Source organism: Nitrospirillum bahiense (assembly GCF_007828025.1).
Lineage (GTDB): Bacteria > Pseudomonadota > Alphaproteobacteria > Azospirillales > Azospirillaceae > Nitrospirillum > Nitrospirillum amazonense.
This window is the reverse complement of sequence record NZ_VITO01000018.1, coordinates 104772-122864: the sequence shown is the minus strand read 5'-3', so window position 1 is coordinate 122864 and position 18093 is coordinate 104772. Positions and strand designations below refer to the sequence as shown.

17 protein-coding genes and 2 tRNA genes are annotated in these 18093 nt (G+C 65.9%); 10 read left to right on the top strand and 9 right to left on the bottom strand.

The genetic code is table 11. The features are described 5' to 3' along the window. Nucleotides 1–211: 211 nt before the first annotated feature. Both FBZ88_RS22670 and FBZ88_RS22665 read left to right on the top strand, forming a co-directional pair. The gene (locus FBZ88_RS22670; protein WP_004272069.1) at nucleotides 212–934 is read left to right on the top strand and encodes a Bax inhibitor-1/YccA family protein; all 723 of its coding nucleotides are present in this window, start codon (nucleotides 212–214) and stop codon (nucleotides 932–934) included. Between the two features lie 125 nt (nucleotides 935–1059). Beyond that, nucleotides 1060–1920 (top strand): SAM hydrolase/SAM-dependent halogenase family protein, encoded by an 861-nt coding sequence (locus FBZ88_RS22665; protein WP_145619367.1) that lies wholly within the window; start codon nucleotides 1060–1062, stop codon nucleotides 1918–1920. Between the two features lie 171 nt (nucleotides 1921–2091). Here FBZ88_RS22665 and FBZ88_RS22660 read toward each other — a convergent pair whose 3' ends face one another. Beyond that, on the bottom strand, nucleotides 2092–2877 hold the full coding sequence (locus tag FBZ88_RS22660) for an HAD-IB family phosphatase (protein WP_246138811.1): 786 nt from the start codon (nucleotides 2875–2877) through the stop codon (nucleotides 2092–2094). A gap of 94 nt (nucleotides 2878–2971) precedes the next feature. Between FBZ88_RS22660 and FBZ88_RS22655 the strand changes: the two genes are divergently transcribed. Both FBZ88_RS22655 and FBZ88_RS30370 read left to right on the top strand, forming a co-directional pair. Continuing rightward, nucleotides 2972–3997 carry a nucleoside hydrolase gene (locus FBZ88_RS22655; protein ID WP_425465798.1) on the top strand — a complete coding sequence of 342 codons (1026 nt, stop codon included), beginning with the start codon at nucleotides 2972–2974 and terminating at the stop codon, nucleotides 3995–3997. 256 nt (nucleotides 3998–4253) lie between these two features. Next, nucleotides 4254–4829 carry a hypothetical protein gene (locus FBZ88_RS30370; RefSeq protein ID WP_186464560.1) on the top strand — a complete coding sequence of 192 codons (576 nt, stop codon included), beginning with the start codon at nucleotides 4254–4256 and terminating at the stop codon, nucleotides 4827–4829. Here the strand turns inward: FBZ88_RS30370 and FBZ88_RS22645 are convergent. Both FBZ88_RS22645 and FBZ88_RS22640 read right to left on the bottom strand, forming a co-directional pair. Next, nucleotides 4826–5410 carry a helix-turn-helix transcriptional regulator gene (locus FBZ88_RS22645; protein ID WP_145619366.1) on the bottom strand — a complete coding sequence of 195 codons (585 nt, stop codon included), beginning with the start codon at nucleotides 5408–5410 and terminating at the stop codon, nucleotides 4826–4828. The genes FBZ88_RS30370 and FBZ88_RS22645 overlap by 4 nt on opposite strands. A 73-nt stretch (nucleotides 5411–5483) precedes the next feature. Further along, a complete protein-coding gene (locus FBZ88_RS22640; RefSeq protein ID WP_145610992.1) occupies nucleotides 5484–5897 on the bottom strand; it encodes a bactofilin family protein in 414 nt (137 codons plus the stop codon). Nucleotides 5898–6285: 388 nt separating this feature from the next. Between FBZ88_RS22640 and FBZ88_RS22635 the strand changes: the two genes are divergently transcribed. The 3 genes from FBZ88_RS22635 to hslO all read left to right on the top strand — a co-directional run bounded on the left by FBZ88_RS22635 (nucleotide 6286) and on the right by hslO (nucleotide 9466). Further along, nucleotides 6286–7458, top strand: coding sequence for an aspartate aminotransferase family protein (locus FBZ88_RS22635; RefSeq protein WP_145619365.1), 1173 nt, complete (start codon nucleotides 6286–6288; stop codon nucleotides 7456–7458). Between the two features lie 14 nt (nucleotides 7459–7472). Next, entirely contained in the window at nucleotides 7473–8399 is a 927-nt protein-coding gene (argF, locus tag FBZ88_RS22630; RefSeq protein WP_145610994.1) for an ornithine carbamoyltransferase, read from the top strand. Between the two features lie 101 nt (nucleotides 8400–8500). Next, nucleotides 8501–9466: an Hsp33 family molecular chaperone HslO gene (gene hslO / locus FBZ88_RS22625; RefSeq protein ID WP_145619364.1), complete on the top strand. Its 966-nt coding sequence runs from the start codon at nucleotides 8501–8503 to the stop codon at nucleotides 9464–9466. On the opposite strand, the gene FBZ88_RS22620 is transcribed toward hslO, so the two are convergent. Together FBZ88_RS22620 and FBZ88_RS22615 are read right to left on the bottom strand one after the other, a co-directional pair. After that, on the bottom strand, nucleotides 9448–10380 hold the full coding sequence (locus FBZ88_RS22620; RefSeq protein ID WP_145619363.1) for a DMT family transporter: 933 nt from the start codon (nucleotides 10378–10380) through the stop codon (nucleotides 9448–9450). The two genes, hslO and FBZ88_RS22620, sit on opposite strands and share 19 nt — an antisense overlap. Then, a complete protein-coding gene (locus FBZ88_RS22615; RefSeq protein WP_145619362.1) occupies nucleotides 10380–11804 on the bottom strand; it encodes a PIN-like domain-containing protein in 1425 nt (474 codons plus the stop codon). The genes FBZ88_RS22620 and FBZ88_RS22615 overlap by 1 nt, the downstream gene beginning before the upstream one ends. A 287-nt stretch (nucleotides 11805–12091) precedes the next feature. Between FBZ88_RS22615 and msrA the strand changes: the two genes are divergently transcribed. Next, nucleotides 12092–12601 carry a peptide-methionine (S)-S-oxide reductase MsrA gene (msrA, locus tag FBZ88_RS22610; protein ID WP_145619361.1) on the top strand — a complete coding sequence of 170 codons (510 nt, stop codon included), beginning with the start codon at nucleotides 12092–12094 and terminating at the stop codon, nucleotides 12599–12601. 64 nt (nucleotides 12602–12665) lie between these two features. Here msrA and FBZ88_RS22605 read toward each other — a convergent pair whose 3' ends face one another. From FBZ88_RS22605 to FBZ88_RS22590, 4 genes are all read right to left on the bottom strand, one after another. Further along, on the bottom strand, nucleotides 12666–14519 hold the full coding sequence (locus FBZ88_RS22605; RefSeq protein WP_186464559.1) for a M14 family metallopeptidase: 1854 nt from the start codon (nucleotides 14517–14519) through the stop codon (nucleotides 12666–12668). Between the two features lie 135 nt (nucleotides 14520–14654). Then, nucleotides 14655–14730, bottom strand: a tRNA-Ala gene (locus FBZ88_RS22600). Nucleotides 14731–14979: 249 nt separating this feature from the next. After that, nucleotides 14980–15055: transfer RNA gene (locus FBZ88_RS22595), tRNA-Ala, on the bottom strand. 147 nt (nucleotides 15056–15202) lie between these two features. Further along, nucleotides 15203–15607 carry a TIGR02300 family protein gene (locus tag FBZ88_RS22590; RefSeq protein ID WP_145610996.1) on the bottom strand — a complete coding sequence of 135 codons (405 nt, stop codon included), beginning with the start codon at nucleotides 15605–15607 and terminating at the stop codon, nucleotides 15203–15205. A 276-nt stretch (nucleotides 15608–15883) separates the two neighbouring features. On the opposite strand from FBZ88_RS22590, the gene FBZ88_RS22585 reads away from it, so the two are divergent. Together FBZ88_RS22585 and cmk are read left to right on the top strand one after the other, a co-directional pair. Then, nucleotides 15884–17230, top strand: coding sequence for a 3-phosphoshikimate 1-carboxyvinyltransferase (locus FBZ88_RS22585; protein WP_145619360.1), 1347 nt, complete (start codon nucleotides 15884–15886; stop codon nucleotides 17228–17230). 96 nt (nucleotides 17231–17326) lie between these two features. Next, on the top strand, nucleotides 17327–18001 hold the full coding sequence (cmk, locus tag FBZ88_RS22580) for a (d)CMP kinase (protein ID WP_145619359.1): 675 nt from the start codon (nucleotides 17327–17329) through the stop codon (nucleotides 17999–18001). The last annotated feature ends 92 nt before the right edge of the window (nucleotides 18002–18093 follow it).

The window sequence follows — 18093 nt, the reverse complement described above, 5'->3', positions numbered from 1 at the left end:
TTCCCCGACAGAACCATTTCGCGGCCGTCCGATGCGCGGGCCTTCATACCCGCCGCCTCACCGCCGCCACGGTTCCTCCTCACATTACAAGTGTGTAACCCGGTTGGGCCTTGGTCGCTTTCCCGTTGAATCGCCGGGCCAGTGGGACAATATGGAAATCGCGGCCCATGGGGGTCGCCTGGGTTTAACCTGGGATCATTCGAGGAACGTCATGGCTATTGGACCCTACAATCGTTTTGCGTCGAGCACCGGCGCTTACGACCGGGCCCTGTTCGATGAGGGCCTGCGCCAGCACATGCTGCGCGTTTTCAACTACATGACTGTCGGCCTGATCGTCACCGGCCTTGTCGCCTTCTTCGGGGCCCAGTCCCCGGCCCTGGTGGCGGCCATCTTCGGCACGCCCCTGAAGTGGGTGGTCATGCTGGCGCCGATCGGCTTCGTGTTCGCGCTGTCGGCGGGCATCAACCGCATGTCGTCGGGCACGCTGCGCACCGTCTTCTTCGCCTACTGCGCCGTCATGGGCCTGTCGCTCATGAGCTTGTTCCTGGTGTTCACCGGCGCCAGCATCGCCCGCGTCTTCTTCATCTCGGCCGCAACCTTCGCCGGCGCCTCGCTGTACGGTTACACCGCCAAGCGCGACCTGACACAGTTCGGCTCGTTCCTGATCATGGGCGTCATCGGCCTGGTCATCGCCAGCCTGGTCAACATCTTCCTGGCCTCCAGCGCGCTGCAGTTCGCGGTGTCGGTGCTGGGTGTGCTGATCTTCACGGGCCTGACCGCCTATGACAGCCAGCGCATCAAGGAGATGTACGCCGAGTCCTGGGGTGTCGAGGCCAACACCAAGCTGGCCGTCATGGGCGCGCTGAGCCTGTACCTCGACTTCATCAACATCTTCATCTCCCTGATGCAGCTGATGGGCGATCGCCGCAACTAAGCGGAACCCACCGGCAGCGGGAAGGTTGTGGGGCCGTCCGGGAAACTGGGCGGCCCTTTCCTTTTGGCGCCACCGCCGGCCATGATCGGGCGGGTCCCGTCCGCCGCTTCCACAGGTTCGCCGCCATGATCTTCCTCTACACCGATTTCGGCTGGTCCGGCCCCTATGTCGGCCAGATGCGGGCGGTGCTGGCGGCGCGCACGCCGTCGGGCACCCCCATCATCGACCTGATGCACGACGCCCCCGCCTTCGATCCGCTGGCCGCCGGCCGCCTGTTGGCCGCCATCCTGCCGGCCACCCTGGCGGCCTTGCCGCATACCCCCGTGCCGGCCGTTTTCCTGGCCGTGGTCGATCCCGGCGTGGGCACGGCGCGCCGGCCCCTGGCCGTGCGGCTGTCCGGCAGGCAGGGCGGCCCCCAGGGGCGCCCCATCTGGTTGGTGGGGCCGGACAATGGCCTGTTTCAGCCGCTGATCGCCGACACCACCGCCACCGGCGGGTTGGCCGAAGCATGGGAGATCATCTGGCGGCCCGACATCCTGTCCGTTTCGTTCCACGGCCGCGATCTGTTCGCGCCGGTGGCGGCATTAGCGGCCAAGGGGGCGGCCGAGGGGCAGGAACTGGGGGATTGGGTCCGGCCGTTGGCCCTGACCGACCTGGTGGGGGCGGCGCTCGACGGTGGGGCGGCCGGCAATGGCCGCGTCCTTTACATCGACAGCTATGGCAACGGCTGGACCGGCCTGCGGCCCACGGGCGTGCTGGACGGCAGCGTGGCGCCCGACGCCCGGCTGTGGGTGGGTGGTCCCGGTGGCGGCCGGGCGGTGGAGCCCGCCCGCACCTTTGGCGCCGTGCCGCCGGGAACGGCCTTCTGGTACGTGAATTCCAGCGGCCTGGTGGAAATCGCGGTGAACCAGGGCCGCGCCGACGAAGCGTTGGGCTTCACCCTGGGCTCCCCCATCGGCGTGCGCGCGCCTTACATCAAGCTATAGACGGCAAACGAGCAAACGATAGGAGGCAGTATGGGGCTTCGGCTCCCAACGTAAGCCCCGACTGGGTAGGCCCCGACTGGGGCCGCCGGAGTTTTGCGGGGAGCGAAGCGGACTGCAAAACGAGGATGAGCCAAGCCGCCGGAAGGCGGCGCCCGGCGATTGAGGGCGAAACTAATGCGCCGTGGGCACCACCGTCGCCTCGTCCATCAGGGCCAGGAAGGGCAGGTCGCTGGGCTGGTTGCCATAGCCCCAGCGGCGGCCATAGGGGCCCGTCTCCTCCATCCATAGGGCCAGGCGCCGTGCCTTTTCCGCACGCACGCAGTTGCCGGCCACCATCTCGCCCGTCAGCAGGCCGTCCTCGCCCACCGCCATCTCGGTGCCCAGCAGATCATGCACCGGCAGGTGGGCCAGCAGGGCCGGCATGTACAGGGTGAGTGCGCCGGTGGCCACCAGGATGCGGTGGCCTTGGTCGGCATGGCGCATCAGGGTGTCGCGCAAGGGGGTATGCCAGCGGACCCAGGCCCCCATCTCCGCCGCCGCTTCCTGTGCCCGCTCCAGCGGCACGCCGGCCAGGCAGCGGCGCAGCAGCCGGCGCTTGAAGGCCGTCTTGAAATCGTCGTCCGCGTCGTTGGCATCACCGCCTTTCACCAGGGTTTCCCTGCCAGGCAGGCGGGGGCCAGCCAGGGGGCGAACCGATAATCGGCGCGACGCGGCACCGGCCACGCTGCCGGCCAGGTGGCGGCGCAGGGTTTCGCCCCCCGCCACCCGCGCCAGGAAGGGCAGCAAGCTGTCACCCCGCGCCAGGGTGCCGTCGAAGTCGAACACCGCCAGGCCCGGCAAGTCGCTTTCCTGGGAGATGTCGCCCGCGCGGGCGGCCACCACGGGGGCGGCGGTCACGGGGGCGACAGTCGAGGGGGCGACAGTCGAGGGGGCGGTGGACTGGGACATGGTCGGCATGAAGCTCTGCGACGGGCGGATGGGGCGCAACCCCCGGTTCATCCGCGCCATAAAACGGGGTGGGCGGCTTCCTCTCAAGTGGTTTTCGCGTTAAGTGTCGGCCTTTCCGCTCAAGACCGACGGCAGCCCCATGATCACCACCCCCACCACCCTTGCCGCCGCCACCCAGGGTGCGGCCAAGCCCTACAAGATCATCATCGACACCGATCCTGGCCAGGACGACGCCGTGGCCATCCTGCTGGCCTTGGCCAGTCCCGAGGATGTGGAGGTGCTGGGCATCACCGCCGTGGCGGGGAACGCGCCCCTGCCATGGACGGAGAAGAACGCCCGCCGGGTGTGCGAGCTGGCGGGCCGGCCGGATGTGAAGGTGTATGCCGGCTGTGACCGGCCCCTGGTGCGCCTGCTGCACACGGCGCCGGAGGTGCATGGCGATACCGGCCTGGATGGCCCGGTTCTGCCCGAGCCCACCATGCCGCTGCAGGCGCAGCACGCCGTGGACTTCATCATCGAGACGGTGATGCGGGAGGAGCCGGGCACCGTCACCCTGTGCCCGCTGGGGCCGCTGACCAATGTCGCCCGCGCCCTGGTGAAGGAACCGGCGATATCCTCCCGCCTACGCCAGATCGTGCTGATGGGCGGTGCGCAGATGGAGGGCGGCAATTCCACCCCCTGCGCCGAATTCAACATCTATGTCGACCCGCACGCCGCCGATATCGTCTTCAAATCGGGCGTGCCCATCGTCATGTTCCCGCTGGACGTCACCCATCAGGTTCTGACTGCGCGTCGCCATATGGACCGCATTCAGGCCGTCGGCAACCGCGTGGCCCAGGCGACGTATGAGATGCTGGACTTCTACCAACGCTATGACGAGCACAAATACGGCACCGACGGCGGCCCGCTGCACGACCCCTGCGTCATCGCCTGGCTGATCCGGCCGGGCATCTTCGAGGGCAAGACTGTGAATGTGGAGATCGAGACCGGCAGCCCGCTGACCACGGGCCAGACGGTCATCGACCGTTGGAACACCACCGGCCGGCCGCGCAACGCCACCGTCATGCTGAAGGCCGACAGCGACGCCTTCTTCGACCTGCTGGTGGAACGGCTGCGGCGTTTCGGCTGATGCCCCGGCGGAACCTGGCGACGATGACAGATCGGCAATAGTTGCCGATCTGTCGGAATCTTCTGCCCAGGCGCGGACCGGACGCGGCAGGCCTGGACCTGCCGCGCCATCGGCGGGAACGGCCGATCGCCTGGAGTTTCAGCGGGACGAGACGGCGGCCCGCGCCTTGCTTGGGAAGTTGTGGTTAACCATGGCCCCCTCACGGGGGGCATGGGGATCGCGTCATTCCACTTCATGGGATAAGGGACCGAAGGCCATGTCGTTCCTGAACACCAGCAACCAGACCCAGTCCACCGCCAACGCCTATGGCGGCTTCGGCACCGCGGGCAGCGGCGGTGTCAACCCCAACGGCTCGACCAATGGCCAGGGCAACAGCCCCCTGTCCGTCAGCCAGACCGACAGCGCCTTCGCCGACCTGCTGAAGGGCGATGACGATCCGCAAACCATGCTGAAGGACATGACCACTGGTGGTTACCAGGGGTACTGGTCCTATCAGATCAAGCAGATGAAGCAGAAGATCGCCGAGGACACACTGCAGTCCAAGGGCCTGACCCCCCAGGACGTGGCCAACATGCCCGCCGATCAGCGCGCCGACCTGGAACGCCAGATCATGCGCGAGGTGGAGCAGAAGGTCCGGCAGATGACCGCCTCCGGCAAGGACGGCAAGGGCGGGCTGCAGAACGCCGGCCAGACGGGCGACGGCAGCGGGCAGAACGGCTTCGGCAGCCAGATGGCGGCCAACAGCAACCAGACCGGTGCCCGCAGCGGCGTGCCCATCGCCGGCGGCGACACCCTGCAGGGCATCCTGGCCACCCAGGAGATGAGTGCTTAGCCTTTTGTTGCTTCCGGGGCGGGCCCGCCCCAGCGCAGGGTGGTGACCAGCCGGCCGGCGGTGCCGTCCTCCAACAGGATGCGTTCCCAGCGCATGCGGCTGCGGCGGATCAGCAGGTCGGGGCGGTGGTTGGTCTCCGTCTCCAGATCCAGCACGCCGTCCGGCCGGTCGTACCAGCCGGTACCGGCCAGGCCGGCTTCCGCGTCCAAAATCTGCGGCGTGGCATAGGACAGCAGGGGCTGGCCCAGCACCGTGCTGGCCGATACCGTCCATTCCGCCTCGCGCGCCGCGGACGCCGCCAGCAGGCGGTGGCTGCGATCACAGATCAGATGCACCGGATCGCGGGAGCGCTGGACCAGCCGCTTCAGGGCGGCGTCCTGGCCCGCCCGGCCCGGGCTCAGCAACGCGGCGATGCGGGCGGTGTGCGGCTCATCCGGCCAGGCCAGACCCCGTTCCCAGCGCGATACGGTGGCCTGGGTCACGCCCAGCAGATCGGCCACGTGGCCCTGCTTCAGGCCGCGCAACCGGCGCAGGCGGCGCAAATCCTGGCCCACGGTGTGGCTGGCCGACAGTCCTTCCATGCCCGCCTCCCAAAAGCGAAGGGGCGACCCGAAGGCCGCCCCCGATGATACCAGACTTAAGCGTCCCGGCCGCTCAGTGGGACTTGCCGCTCTGGATGGTGCCGGAGATGGAACCGCCGTCGGCGATGCTGATGCGGCCGTAACGGATGGTGCCGTCGACCTGACCGGTCTCACCGATGGACAGGGTGCCCGTCACCTCGATGGTGCCGGTGGCGCGGCCGGAAACCTTCATGCTCTCCACCACGGCGGTGCCTTCGAAGTGGCCGCCCTCGGCCACCTCCAACACCTTCACCTCGTTCAGCGTCACATCGACCAGGCGGCCGGCGACGTGCAGGGTGTGGCAGTGGGAGATCTTGGCGCCCTCGATACGGGCCTCGGGCGAGATGGTGGTGACCCCGCCGCCCAGGTCGGGCGTCGATTCCGTCTGCGGTCCGCCGTTCAGGCCCGGCCGCAAAAAGCTGCGCGGATCGAGGATGTCACTGGCCATCGGTCCCCCTCATAGTCCGGCCTGAGCCGGAGGCTAAAAATTCCCTGGTCCTGGCCGGCGCGCATTCCCCATGACGCACCACCGCCCCCCGCCGAAACGGGCCGGACGCTTCAAAACTCTTAAGCGTTTCTGGGGCTTTTCGCAACATCTCCCGGGCCAAGGGCGTTGGCCTTGTCCCGCGTGCCCATCCATGGCCCCGCGCGACGCATGCGTCCTGCACGGCCGGTGCATGGCAGGGGATCTTCAGAATGGGGCCGGTTGAGATTGACGGAGGGCTTGCAGCGCACAATAGTCGGCGGTTCCAAACCCCGGTTGGCGCGCCGGGGGTGACCCTGGTTTTATGATAATTCCGTGTAACGCGCCTCAAGAAATAAAGGAGTGTCTGGCCGTGATTCCTGTCGTGATGCCGACCTATTCCCGGATCGACGTTGTGTTCGAGCGGGGTGAGGGCTGCTTCCTTTACGACACCACCGGCCGACGATTCCTGGATTTCACCAGCGGCATCGCGGTGAACGCCCTCGGCCACGCCCATCCCTACCTGGTGGAGAAGCTGACCGAGCAGGCGCACAAGCTGTGGCACACCTCCAACCTGTTCCGCGTGGCGGGGCAGGAGAAGCTGGCCAGCCGCCTGCGGGAACTGACCTTCGCCGACACCATGTTCTTCACCAATTCCGGCGTCGAGGCGTGGGAATGCGGTGTGAAGCTGGTGCGCAAGTATCACTATGAGACCGGCCATCCGGAGAAGACGCGCTTCATCGTCGCCGGCGGCAATTTCCACGGCCGCACCATGACGGCCATCGCCGCCAGCGGCCAGGACAAGATGGTGAAGGGCTTCGGTCCCCTGCTGGACGCCTTCGACCGGGTGGCCTACGACAATTTGAACGAGTTGCGCGCCGCCATCACGCCGCAGACGGCCGCCATCCTGGTGGAGCCCATCCTGGGCGAGGGCGGCATGCGCCCGGCCAGCCTGGACTACCTGCGCGCCCTGCGCGCCATCTGCGACGAGTACGGCCTGCTGCTGTACTTCGACGAGATCCAGAGCGGCATGGGCCGGTCGGGCAAGCTGTTCGCCCATGAATGGGCGGGCATCACCCCGGACGTGATGTGCATCGCCAAGGGCATCGGCGGCGGCTTCCCGCTGGGCGCGTGCCTGGCCACCGAAAAGGCGGCCCAGGGCATGGTGGCCGGCACCCATGGCAGCACCTTCGGCGGCAACCCGCTGGCCATGGCCGTCGGCAACGCCGTGCTGGACGTGATGACGCAGCCGGGCTTCCTGGATAACGTCATCGCCAAGGGCGCCCTGCTGCAGGGCAAGCTGGAAGAACTGGTGGCGCGCCATCCCACCGTGCTGGACAGCGTGCGCGGCAAGGGCCTGATCCTGGGCGTGAAGTGCGTGACGCCGGTGGGCGACCTGGTCACGGCATTGCGCGACAACGGCATGCTGGTGGTCTCCGCCGCCGACAACGTCGTCCGCATCCTGCCGCCGCTGATCGTGGGCGAGGCCGAGATCAATGAGGCCGTGGCCATCCTGGACCGCACCTGCGCGGCCCTGGCGGCCTGAGGGGTATCCACATCATGACCGCGACGACCAAGACGGTCCGGCATTTCCTGGACATCAGCGATTTCGATACGGCCACGCTGCGCGAAATCCTGAAGCGGGGCCGGGACCTGAAGCAGACCAACGGCACGGCCCAGCACCCGCAGCCCTTCCGGGGCCTGACGCTGGCCACCATTTTCGAGAAGCCGTCCACCCGCACCCGCGTCTCGTTCGAGGTGGGGATGCGCCAGCTGGGCGGTGATGTCATCACCCTGACGGGGCGCGAGATCCAGCTGGGCCATGGCGAAACCATCGCCGACACGGCCCGGGTGCTGTCGCGCTTCGTCAACGTCATCATGATCCGCACGGATCATGAGACCAAGGTGCACGAGATGGCGGGGGCCGCCAGCATCCCCGTCATCAACGGCCTGACCGACACCTCCCACCCCTGCCAGATCATGGCGGACATCATGACGTTCGAGGAGAAGCGCGGGCCCATCGAGGGCCGTGTGGTCTGCTGGAGCGGCGATGCCAACAACGTCTGCCAGAGCTGGATTCATGCCGCCGCCCGCTTCGGCTTCGAAATGCGCGTGGCGGCGCCGGCCAGCCTGCAGCCCACGGCCGACACCATCGCCTGGGCGGCGCGCGAAGGCGCCCGCCTGGTGGTGACGGAAGATCCCAAGGCCGCGGCCGAGGGTGCCGACATCGTGGTGACGGACACCTGGGTCTCCATGCATCACAAGGATGCGCCTGCGCGCATGGCATTGCTGGCCCCCTTCCAGGTCAATGACGCGCTGATGAAACTGGCCTCCCCCGACGCCATATTCATGCATTGCCTGCCGGCCCATCGGGAGGAGGAGGTGACCTCCTCCGTCATCGACGGTCCGCAGTCCGTCGTCTGGGACGAGGCGGAGAACCGCCTGCACGCCCAGAAGGGCATCCTGGCCTGGTGCTTGAACGCCTGATCGTTCCGGCACCGGACCAAGCTTGTCCGGCCTTGAGGTTATCCATAAGGCCCCGATCGGTTGACCCCGGTCGGGCGCCTTTGTTTTTGGGGTAAGCGATCATGACCACCGCCGCCGTTTCCACCCTCGCCTCCGCCCTTGCTTCCCGGGACCTCGACGTGGTGCAGCCCTTCCAGCTGGACCGGTCCAACCTGCGCGGCCGCATGGTGCGCTTGGGCCCCGTGCTGGACGAGATCCTGGGCCGCCACGCCTATCCGGGCCCCGTAGCCCAGATGCTGGCGGAAACGATCACGCTGGCGACCACACTGGCGGCGGCGTTGAAGTATGAGGGCGTGTTCACCCTGCAGACCAAGGGTGACGGCCCCATCAACCTGATGGTGGCCGACGTCACCAGTGCCGGCGCCGTGCGCGGCTACGCCCAGTTCGATGAGGACAAGCTGAAGGCCGCCCTGACGGATGAGGTCGAGACGGCGCCCGTGCCCGCCCTGCTGGGCAAGGGTTACCTGGCCTTCACCGTCGACCAGGGCGAGCACACCCAGCGCTATCAGGGCATCGTCGGCCTGGATGGGGATCGCATGGATGACTGCGTGCGCCACTACTTCACCCAGTCGGAACAGCTGGCCACGGGCATCATCGTCCATGCCGGCCTATCTGATGGGGGCGCTTGGGGTGGCGGTGCCATCATGCTGCAGGCCCTGCCGGATGAGGATGCCGGCAGCGTGGCGTCGGACGCCAAGCCCAGCGACCTGGAGGACGATTGGCGCCGGGCCATGGCCCTGTTGTCCACCGTCACCCCGGCCGAGGTGCTGGACCCGGCGCTGCCGGTGAACGACGTGCTGTTCCGCCTGTTCCATGAGGAAGAGGTGCGGGCCTACGACCCGCACGGCCTGGCGGCGCAGTGCCGCTGCTCGCGGGAACGGGTGGTGACGGTGCTGAAGTCCCTGCCGCGCGAGGAAGTGGCCGAACTGAAGCTCGATGGCGCCGTGGATGTCGCCTGCGAGTTCTGCAGCACCCACTACCGCTTCGACGATGCCGAGCTTGAGACTGTTTACGGCTCGGCTTCCTGAGGTCGCGCGGTCGCTGGCCGGTTTCGCCCGGGCATGACGCCCACGGCGATGCCGGCCAGCACGCCCGCCAGCCCCAGGGCGTGGGCCAGGGTCGGCCGCTCACCCAGCAGGAACAGCGACGGCACCAGCACGGTGACGGGCAGCAGGCCAGTGAACAGGCCGCTGTGGCTGGCCGGGATGCGGGCCGCACCGCGCAGCCACAACACCACCGCCACCAGGCCGTTGCCCAGCGAGGCCGCGGCGTACAGCGCCCAGGCGCCTGGCGACAGGGCGCCCCACAGCGCCTCGGGCGTCATTCCCCGCGCCGTCAGGATGGCGAAGGGCAGGGCCAGCACCGCCGCCATCAGATTGGCGAGGAAGGTGACGGCCAGGGGTGATACGCCCGCCAGCCGCCGGGCATAGACGTTGTACAGCCCCTCCGACACCACCGCACCCAGGACCAGGGCGTTGCCGCGCAGCGTGTCGCTGGCGCCGCCACCACCCTCGTGGCCGCCGGACGCCAGGTTCAGGGCGGCGATGCCGGCCATGGCCAGGGCGATGGCCGCACCATTCCGCAGGGTCAGCCGCTCGCGCAGGATGGCGGCGGCGCACAGGGCGGTCACGGCGGGGATGGTGCTGGTCAGGATGCCGGCGGTGGTGGCGCTGGTGCCTCGCAGGCCGTACATCAGGAAGACGTTGAACAACACCATGCCGAACAGCGACAGCAGGGCCAGGCTGGCCCAGTCGCCGCCCGTGGCCGGCAGGACGCGGCGTCCATGGCGAAGGGCCCAAGGGCTGAGCGCCAGGGCCACCAGGGCGAAGCGCACATCGGCGGCCACCAGGGGCGGCACGGCGGCCACCGCCATCTTGCTGATGGGCACGGACAGGCCAACCAGGACCATGGCGGCGGTGAGGGAGAGATAGGCAGCGCGCATTATAAAGGTATTGTCTCAACTAAAGGGATGAATTCATCGCCGATGACGTTACCAATTACAATGGGCGCTACCGTGCTGATTTTGGATATTTCCTCACACATTTTCTGATAGTATTTTATTTCCGACTCTTCAATTTTATTTTTCGATGCGACGATTAAGGAGAGCCCTATTATTTCTCCGTGTAGAGTTTCCGCAATTCTCTTTTTCGATATATTCAATGATATTGCTAATATCCTTTCTAAATTTATTGTTTCCATGGCAATGGTTTCAATCCCAATAACGCCTCGTGGCGTTTTGGCAACGTACTCAGGGAATAGGCCGCCATTAAATATTCTACCTCCAAGTTGTCCTATTAGCCAATAATGTATGGCCATTTCAGCATCCATAAAAATATTTATTGTCTCATTTCTATAGCTGTGATCTTGCGGAGTTGTGGGTATTTTATCGAAAGCAATTTGATTTTGTGCTATTTCGGCGTCACTCTGATAGTTCGTCGATTTCTCAACTATGTCCTTGACCTGGTTTATCGTTTCTTCAGTAACCTCGTTGGCATTGATATATTTTTCCGCAAACTGTAGAAATTGATCCGATTTATACATCCAAAATAGATCGACTCCACCAACTTCAATTATTTCTTGAATTAATGCGGGAAGGGGGCCGCGAGTTTGGTGATTATCAACATCCCACCAATCTGTCTTGCTATCATCTGTGACGAAGATAATATTTTTAATATTATTGTCCCTTGCATGGGCAATTGACTGCTTCCATATGATGAGATCTCCATATTTATTTCTGTATTTTATTTTCCCGTCAAAGAAATATGATTCGTCCTTCGGATTGTTGTCCTTAAATCCGGGCGGTATTTTGTTGTTATAACGATCGTCGGCATCACGAGTAAGTTCATCGATCTCCGATTGATCTCTGGGGGGGGAGCCCACTTTTCCTTCAAATAATTCAGAAATCTTAATACCAATTGGATCGTCTAATGTGCTGATTGGCAAATTTTTTTTGGAAACAGATATCGATGATATTATCCTCTCGTGTGCTATTCTAAATTCCTTGATTTTTGTGGAAATTTCCTCAGGACTCACTCCGGCATTTACATTATTTTTTGTGAGGCTTTCTGTTAATTTTATTATTTCTAATCCATTAGAAGTTATTCGATCGATGATGTCGTTCACTTTTTTGTTTTCTGTGTTTATCCTACTAAATCTATTTCTGTGAAATTCCAAACCAACCTGATATGGAATCCATATTCTTTCAGATATTTTCCCCATAACTGAAAAGAATATATTTCTTACTTGCTCTGGGTATCGGTACATAGCAAGCAATACATTTGTATCAAAAATAAAAATACCATTCTTCCACAAAAAGGAAAATTGGTCTTCAGTTGGCCGGTAATGCCATCTGAAATAATCTCTCATTCAATGGCTCCCTTGCGCTTGGGCAGATTTCGTTGGAGGCATATGTTGCGTATCGCAAAACCTAAATATAACTCATATCCATCTCTCGACAGCTACTCATCTGCGTTGTCCGGTGCATGCACGCATAGGAACGTCCAGATGTTGAGGAAGGAATTGGCAGAGCGCATGGGCGCCACTGTAGCCGCTCGCCACCCTTCCGACATCCCCAGGAACATCGCTGTTGAAGCCGGGCCCGCCAGCGCTTACTTGCAGTGCCTGACTGTTTGCCTTTCCCAAGGATGACGACAATGACGACCGAAACCGCGACGCTGGCCGGTGGCTGCTTCTGGGGTATGGAAGATCTGATCCGCAAGGTGCCGGGCGTGGTGGATACCCGCGTGGGCTACATCGGCGGTGAGCTGCGAAACCCGACCTACAAGGAGGTGAAGACCGGCACCACCGGCCACGCCGAAGCCATCGAGATCACCTTCGATCCGGCCAGGCTGACCTACCGCCGCCTGATCGAGTTCTTTTTCCAGATCCACGACCCGACGACCACCAACCGCCAGGGCAACGACATCGGCAGCCAGTACCGCAGCGCCATCTTCTACGCCTCGCCCGAGCAGAAGGCCGCGGCCGAGGAAGTGACGGCCGAGGTCGACGCGTCGGGCCGGTGGCCCGGCAAGGTCGTCACCCAGATCGTTCCCGCCGGCACCTTCTGGGAGGCCGAGGACTATCACCAGGACTATCTGGAAAAGAACATCGGCGGCTACACCTGCCACTGGGTCCGTCCCGACTGGGTGTTGACCGGCAAGTAAACCGGTGCCGGCACGCTGAACCGAAGAAAGGCCGCCTCCATCCCCGGGGGCGGCCTTTTTTCCGTCAGCGCCCCATCTCCCGCCCCACGGGATAGCGCAGGTAGGCGGCGTCGCTGTAGGGCGTACGCTCATAGAACCAGGCCAGGCGCTGGTCCGGGTTGGTGGCGAAGCCGGGGTCGGCCTTCAGCTTGGCCTCGAAGGCGGCTTTCAGGGCCGGGTCGGTGGCCAGCATGCGCTCGGCCAGCGGGGCGATGGCATAGGGCTCGATATACTCCGTGCGCTGCAGGATTTCGGGGAAGAAGCCCCAGGCCAGGAACGACTCGGTGCTCTCCGCTTCCAGCAGTTGGCCGGCCAGGTCGCCCAGGGGCTGGTCGGTGGGCACGCGCACGCTGCCCTTGGGGTAGAGCACCGTGCGCGTCTCGTGCACATACCCGGCCGTGTCTAGCATGACGTGGCCCTCGTTGGTTTCGGTGGCCAGCTTGGGCTCCGTCAGGCGCACGGCGTCCACCGTGACCTCGCGCGGCTGGTCCTGGGTCTCCATCGCCAGGCCGTGCAGGCGCAGCCGCGCGATGATCTCCGGCTTGGTCGCCGGCACCCAATAGGCCTCGGGCCGCGCGACCGTGACGCTGGGGTGATCCAGGAAGACGGGCATGCGCACCGTGGCGCCCGGCCGGCCCAGCCAGCGCACCTCCACCCCGCCTGAGGCGGGGGAGATGTAGCTCTCATGCCGCATGGTCCGGAACTCCACGCTGGCGCTGGGCGTCTTCTCCACCTCGAACGCCACGGGCAGGGTGACGGGGCGGCGGGCGCGGTCGGACGCCACGGCTTGGCGCAGAACCGCGCCCTGTTCCGCCAGCAGGGTCAGCGACCGCTCGATCAGCACATAGGTGCCCAGCACCCGCTGGCGGTAGGGCTTCAGCGAATGGTTCTCCACCAGCACGGTGGGTATGTGCGCCAGGTTGCCGTAGCCGATGGAATAGCGCAGGGGCGTGGTGCCGCCGGCGATGCCGCCCTCTGGCTTGCGGCCGTCGGCCTCCGTCACCAGGGGGCCGGGGATGTGGCCGGCCTTGGTCAGGGCTTGGCCCACCTCCGTCTTGAAGGGGCCCGCCAGCCAGCGGTCGATGGCGGGGGAGAACAGGTCTCCAGCGGCGCCTTCGTCATTGCCGAAGGTGATGTCATAGGCGTAGTCCATGCCGTCGGTGACATGGATGTCCAGGTACAGGTCCGGCTGGTAGCGGCGGATCAGGGCGATCATGGCCCGCATCTCGGGCGTGTCCAGCTTGCCGTAATCGCGGTTGAGGTTCAGGTTCTGCGCCGTGGTACGCCAGCCTTGGTTCATGGGGCCGCGCTGGTTGGGCCGGTTGTAGGCGCCGGCGCGCTCATGGCCATCGACGTTGAAGATGGGCACGAACAGCAGGTTCACCCGGTCCAGCAGGCCGTCCTTGCCCCGCTGGGTGATGTCGCGCAGCAGCATCAGCCCGGCGTCCTTGCCGTCGATCTCGCCGGCGTGGATGCCGGCCTGCACCAGCAGCAGGGGCTTGGCCGGGTCCGGCTTGCCGTCGATCAGGCCCTTGGCCGCCAGCACCGCCACCATCTCCCGCCCCTCGGGCGACACACCGAACACCTCCTGCCGCAGCAGGGGTGAGGCCGAGACCAGCCGGTCGATGAAGGCGCGGGTCTCGTCATAGCTGGGCGTGGCGGTCAGGCCGGTCAGCTCCGCCGGGGTGGCCCAGGGATCAGCCGCCGGCACCACCAGCTTTTCCGACGCGCCGTGCCAGGGGGGCAGCGGCGGCAGGAAATCCGTGTCCCAGGGGCCTGTCTGGGGCCCGGTCTGGGGTCCGGGTGCTGCCGCCAGGGCGGGTGCGGCGGCGGACAGCATCAGGATGGCGCAGAGCGCCAGGCGATGGGGGCGGGGCATGGGCGGGACTCGGGGGAGGGGCGATGGGTTTAGGATCGACCATCACCCGGCGCACCAGGTGCTTTCAAGAATGCTTTTGCCAGAACCCCGAAAGCGCGAAAGCCCGGCTGGACGGGCCAGCCGGGCTTTCGGATTTGGTGGAGCTAAGCGGGATCGAACCGCTGACCTCTACAATGCCATTGTAGCGCTCTCCCAGCTGAGCTATAGCCCCGAACCTTTGAATTCGGACACCGCCTCTGGGGCCCATGACCTGGGCAGCGGCGGTGAGGCCGGGAATATGCGCAGATGCGGGGCGGAGATCAAGCGCGCAATTTCATCCGCGACCCTGGCATGTCTTTCAGTCATGTGACAGGTGACCCCGCCACTGCCGGCATTGGAAAAGAAAAAGTGGCGGCAGGGCCAGTCAATCGGATCAGAAACACGAAAGGCCGGCTGAGTCGTCAGCCGGCCTTTCGGATTTTGGTGGAGCTAAGGAGGATCGAACTCCTGACCTCTACAATGCCATTGTAGCGCTCTCCCAGCTGAGCTATAGCCCCAAACCATTTTTAACTCGGCCCGCGCCGCCTGGGGGCTGGCGTGGTGTGGGCGGGAATATGCTCAGATGCGCCGGCCGGATCAAGAGAAAAATCGGGGATTCCCAAACTTTTTTCCGGAACGGCCAACGCCCTGAAATTCCTCAGACTTTAGCGGTCCTCGTCGCCACCTTCGACGTCGACCACCTCGCCCATGTCATCCTCGTCGCCCAGTTCCTCGGCGTCCTCCAGCAGGACGTCCTCGTCATCGTCGCCGGGCACCTCGTCGGCGGTCTCGGCTTCCTCCAGGTCATCGACCTCCAGGTCGACCTCGGCCTCTTCCAAGGCCTCTTCCTTCTCCTCGTCCTCGACCTCGACGCCGGTGTCCTCGTCATCCAGGACCGGCTTCTTGGTGTCGTCGGCCAGGATGGGACGGGCGCGGCGGGACTTCAGCAGGGCCTCAGGATCGAACACGGTCGAGCACGAGGGGCAGGTCGGCGGATTCTTCCGCATGTCGTAATAGCGGGTGCCGCAGTTCGGGCAGATCCGCTTGGTGCCCCATTCCGGTTTCGCCACGGCAATCCTCCGTCAAAAAACACGCGTGGCGACGGCCCGGGCCGGCCATGTCCACGCTCCATATAAAAAGGTACAGGAGCGGGCGTTTGCCATGAAGCCCGCCCCCTGTCAAACGTGAATCCTCGAAGACACCCACAAGGGGGCGCTTTCGTCCCATGCGGCGGCGCCCGCCGGGGCCCCCAGGGCGGTCCTCGGGCCCCAACGCCTTGCGCGGCGGCGGGGGTGGGGCCATCCTGGACACTGTTCCACCCCGTCATTCCAGGGACTCCAATCCCCATGTCCGCGCCCGCCTTATCCACCTGGATCTCATCCCCCGTCCCGCCGCTGGGCGGCACGGCGGTGGTGCCGGGCGACGCCGCCATCGCGGCGCGCGCCCTGGTGCTGGCGGCGCTGGCCGTGGGGGAAAGCCGGGTGACGGGCGCCCCCGTCGGGCTGGAACCGCTGGTGCGGGCCCTGCGCACGCTGGGGGCCCACCTTGAGCCGATGGGCGAGGGCGCCTGGCGGGTCCACGGCGTGGGCGTGGGCGGCTTGCGCCAGGCCCCGGGCCTGCTGGACGTCGGCCCGGACGGCCTGGCCTTCGCCTTGCTGGCCGGCCTCTTGGCCACGCAAGAGGGCGAGACCTTCCTCACCACCAGTTATCCCGCCGCCGCTTTCCTGAAGACGGCGCTGCCGCCCCTGTCCCGCATGGGGGCGGCCTTCACTCCCGCCGGTGACGGGCTGGGCGGCATCCATCCCCCGCTGCTGGTGCGGGGCACGGCCCGGCCGGTGCCGGTGGATCACCGCCCGCTGGCCCCGGTGGCGTGCGAGGTGAAGTCCGCCCTGCTGCTGGCCGCGCTCAACGTCGCCGGCCGCACCACGGTGGTGGAGGAAACGCCCACCGCCGACCATACCGAACGCCTGTTGCGCCAGTTCGGCGCCGCTGTCACCGCCCGCCACCAGCCGGACGGCGCCTGGGCCGTCAGCATCGACGGCCAGCAGGAACTGCGGCCGGCCCGGGTGGCGGTGCCGGGCGACGTCTCCCTGGCGGGCGCCGCCCTGGTGGCCGCCGCCCTGCGCCCCGGCCCTGGCATCGCGTTGCCCCATGTCGGCGTCAATGAGCACCGCATCGCCCTGTTTCCCGTGCTGCGCGACATGGGCGTGAGCGACATAGGTGTGGGTGACATGGGCGCCAGCCTGACCGCGCCGGCCCAGCCCGCCGGCCAGGGCGAACCCTTGGCCGACCTGCGGCTGCACCCGGCGGCCCATCCCTTGCGCGGGGTGGCGGTCGCGGCCGCATCCCTCAGCGCCGGTGAGCTGGCGCTGGTGGCGGTGGCAGCGTCCTGCGCCCGGGGCACGACGGTGCTGCGCAGCCTGCCCCTTCGCCTGGCCCGGATGGTGCCGTGCCTGGTGGCGGCCTTGAGCGCCTGCGGCGTCACGGTGTCGGCGGGGGCGGATGTGCTGACCATCACCGGCGACGGCCGGCCGCCGCGGGGCGGGGCGACGGTGGAGGTCGATGCCGACCTGGCGCCGGCCTTCCTGGCGCTGGGCACCGCCGCTGCGCAACCCATAGCCGTGCGGGCCAGCCTGGGCCCGGCGGCGGCCTCCCTGCTCAACGCCCTTGGCGCCGCCATCACGCAAGAGTGAGGGGTGGGGCCGGCTTGCCAGGCGGGGCGGGCGGTGTTAGGCCACCGGCCTGTCCTCCTTCCGGTTCCACTTGCTCGGCGAAGGCGCCCCATCCCCATGACTTCTTCCTTCATCGTCGCCATCGACGGCCCAGCCGCCAGCGGCAAGGGCACGCTGGCCCGCCGCCTGGCCGCCACCCTGGGCTTCGCCCACCTGGACACGGGCGCGCTCTACCGCGCGGTGGGGTTGACGCTGTTGCGGGCCGGCCATGCGCCGGACGACACGCAGGCCGCCATCGCCGCCGCCCAGGGCCTCGATGCCGCCACCGTGCTGCCGCTGATGAACGACCCGGCGTTGCGCCAGGACGCGGTGGCGGTCGCCGCCTCCAAGGTCTCGGTGGTGCCCGAGGTGCGGGCGGCCCTGTTGGATTTCCAGCGGAATTTCGCCAACCATCCGCCCGGCGGCGCAAAAGGCGCGGTGCTGGACGGCCGTGACGTCGGCACGGTGGTCTGCCCCGGCGCGCCCGCCAAGCTCTACGTGACCGCCGACGTTGAGGTCCGTGCCCGGCGCCGTTTGTCGGAGTTGCGGAATACTGGCGCTGAGGCTATATACGAGGCCGTCCTGGAGGACATGAAAGTTCGTGATGCGCGTGACAGTCAACGGGCGGTGGCACCGCTGAAGCCCGCTGTCGACGCGTTTTTGCTTGATACGTCCATGATGGATGCCGAACAGGCGTTCGTCGCCGCCACGGACTTCATCCGCTCCAGACCCGCGTTTCCCGGCTTCCTTTAAAACGGACGGTTAGGCCGCGCGGCCCCCAACTCAACCCAAGTCGCCGGGCATGGTGTCCGACGCCATGGGCCAAGTTAACCTCCTGTCGGCCG

Coding starts and splice junctions, on each gene's coding strand:
- FBZ88_RS22670 (WP_004272069.1), top strand. CDS start 212: ATGGCTATTGGACCCTACAATCGTTTTGCGTCGAGCACCGGCGCTTAC.
- FBZ88_RS22665 (WP_145619367.1), top strand. CDS start 1,060: ATGATCTTCCTCTACACCGATTTCGGCTGGTCCGGCCCCTATGTCGGC.
- FBZ88_RS22660 (WP_246138811.1), bottom strand. CDS start 2,877: ATGCCGACCATGTCCCAGTCCACCGCCCCCTCGACTGTCGCCCCCTCG.
- FBZ88_RS30370 (WP_186464560.1), top strand. CDS start 4,254: ATGTCGTTCCTGAACACCAGCAACCAGACCCAGTCCACCGCCAACGCC.
- FBZ88_RS22645 (WP_145619366.1), bottom strand. CDS start 5,410: ATGGAAGGACTGTCGGCCAGCCACACCGTGGGCCAGGATTTGCGCCGC.
- FBZ88_RS22640 (WP_145610992.1), bottom strand. CDS start 5,897: ATGGCCAGTGACATCCTCGATCCGCGCAGCTTTTTGCGGCCGGGCCTG.
- argF (WP_145610994.1), top strand. CDS start 7,473: ATGACCGCGACGACCAAGACGGTCCGGCATTTCCTGGACATCAGCGAT.
- hslO (WP_145619364.1), top strand. CDS start 8,501: ATGACCACCGCCGCCGTTTCCACCCTCGCCTCCGCCCTTGCTTCCCGG.
- FBZ88_RS22620 (WP_145619363.1), bottom strand. CDS start 10,380: ATGCGCGCTGCCTATCTCTCCCTCACCGCCGCCATGGTCCTGGTTGGC.
- FBZ88_RS22615 (WP_145619362.1), bottom strand. CDS start 11,804: ATGAGAGATTATTTCAGATGGCATTACCGGCCAACTGAAGACCAATTT.
- msrA (WP_145619361.1), top strand. CDS start 12,092: ATGACGACCGAAACCGCGACGCTGGCCGGTGGCTGCTTCTGGGGTATG.
- FBZ88_RS22605 (WP_186464559.1), bottom strand. CDS start 14,519: ATGCCCCGCCCCCATCGCCTGGCGCTCTGCGCCATCCTGATGCTGTCC.
- FBZ88_RS22585 (WP_145619360.1), top strand. CDS start 15,884: ATGTCCGCGCCCGCCTTATCCACCTGGATCTCATCCCCCGTCCCGCCG.
- cmk (WP_145619359.1), top strand. CDS start 17,327: ATGACTTCTTCCTTCATCGTCGCCATCGACGGCCCAGCCGCCAGCGGC.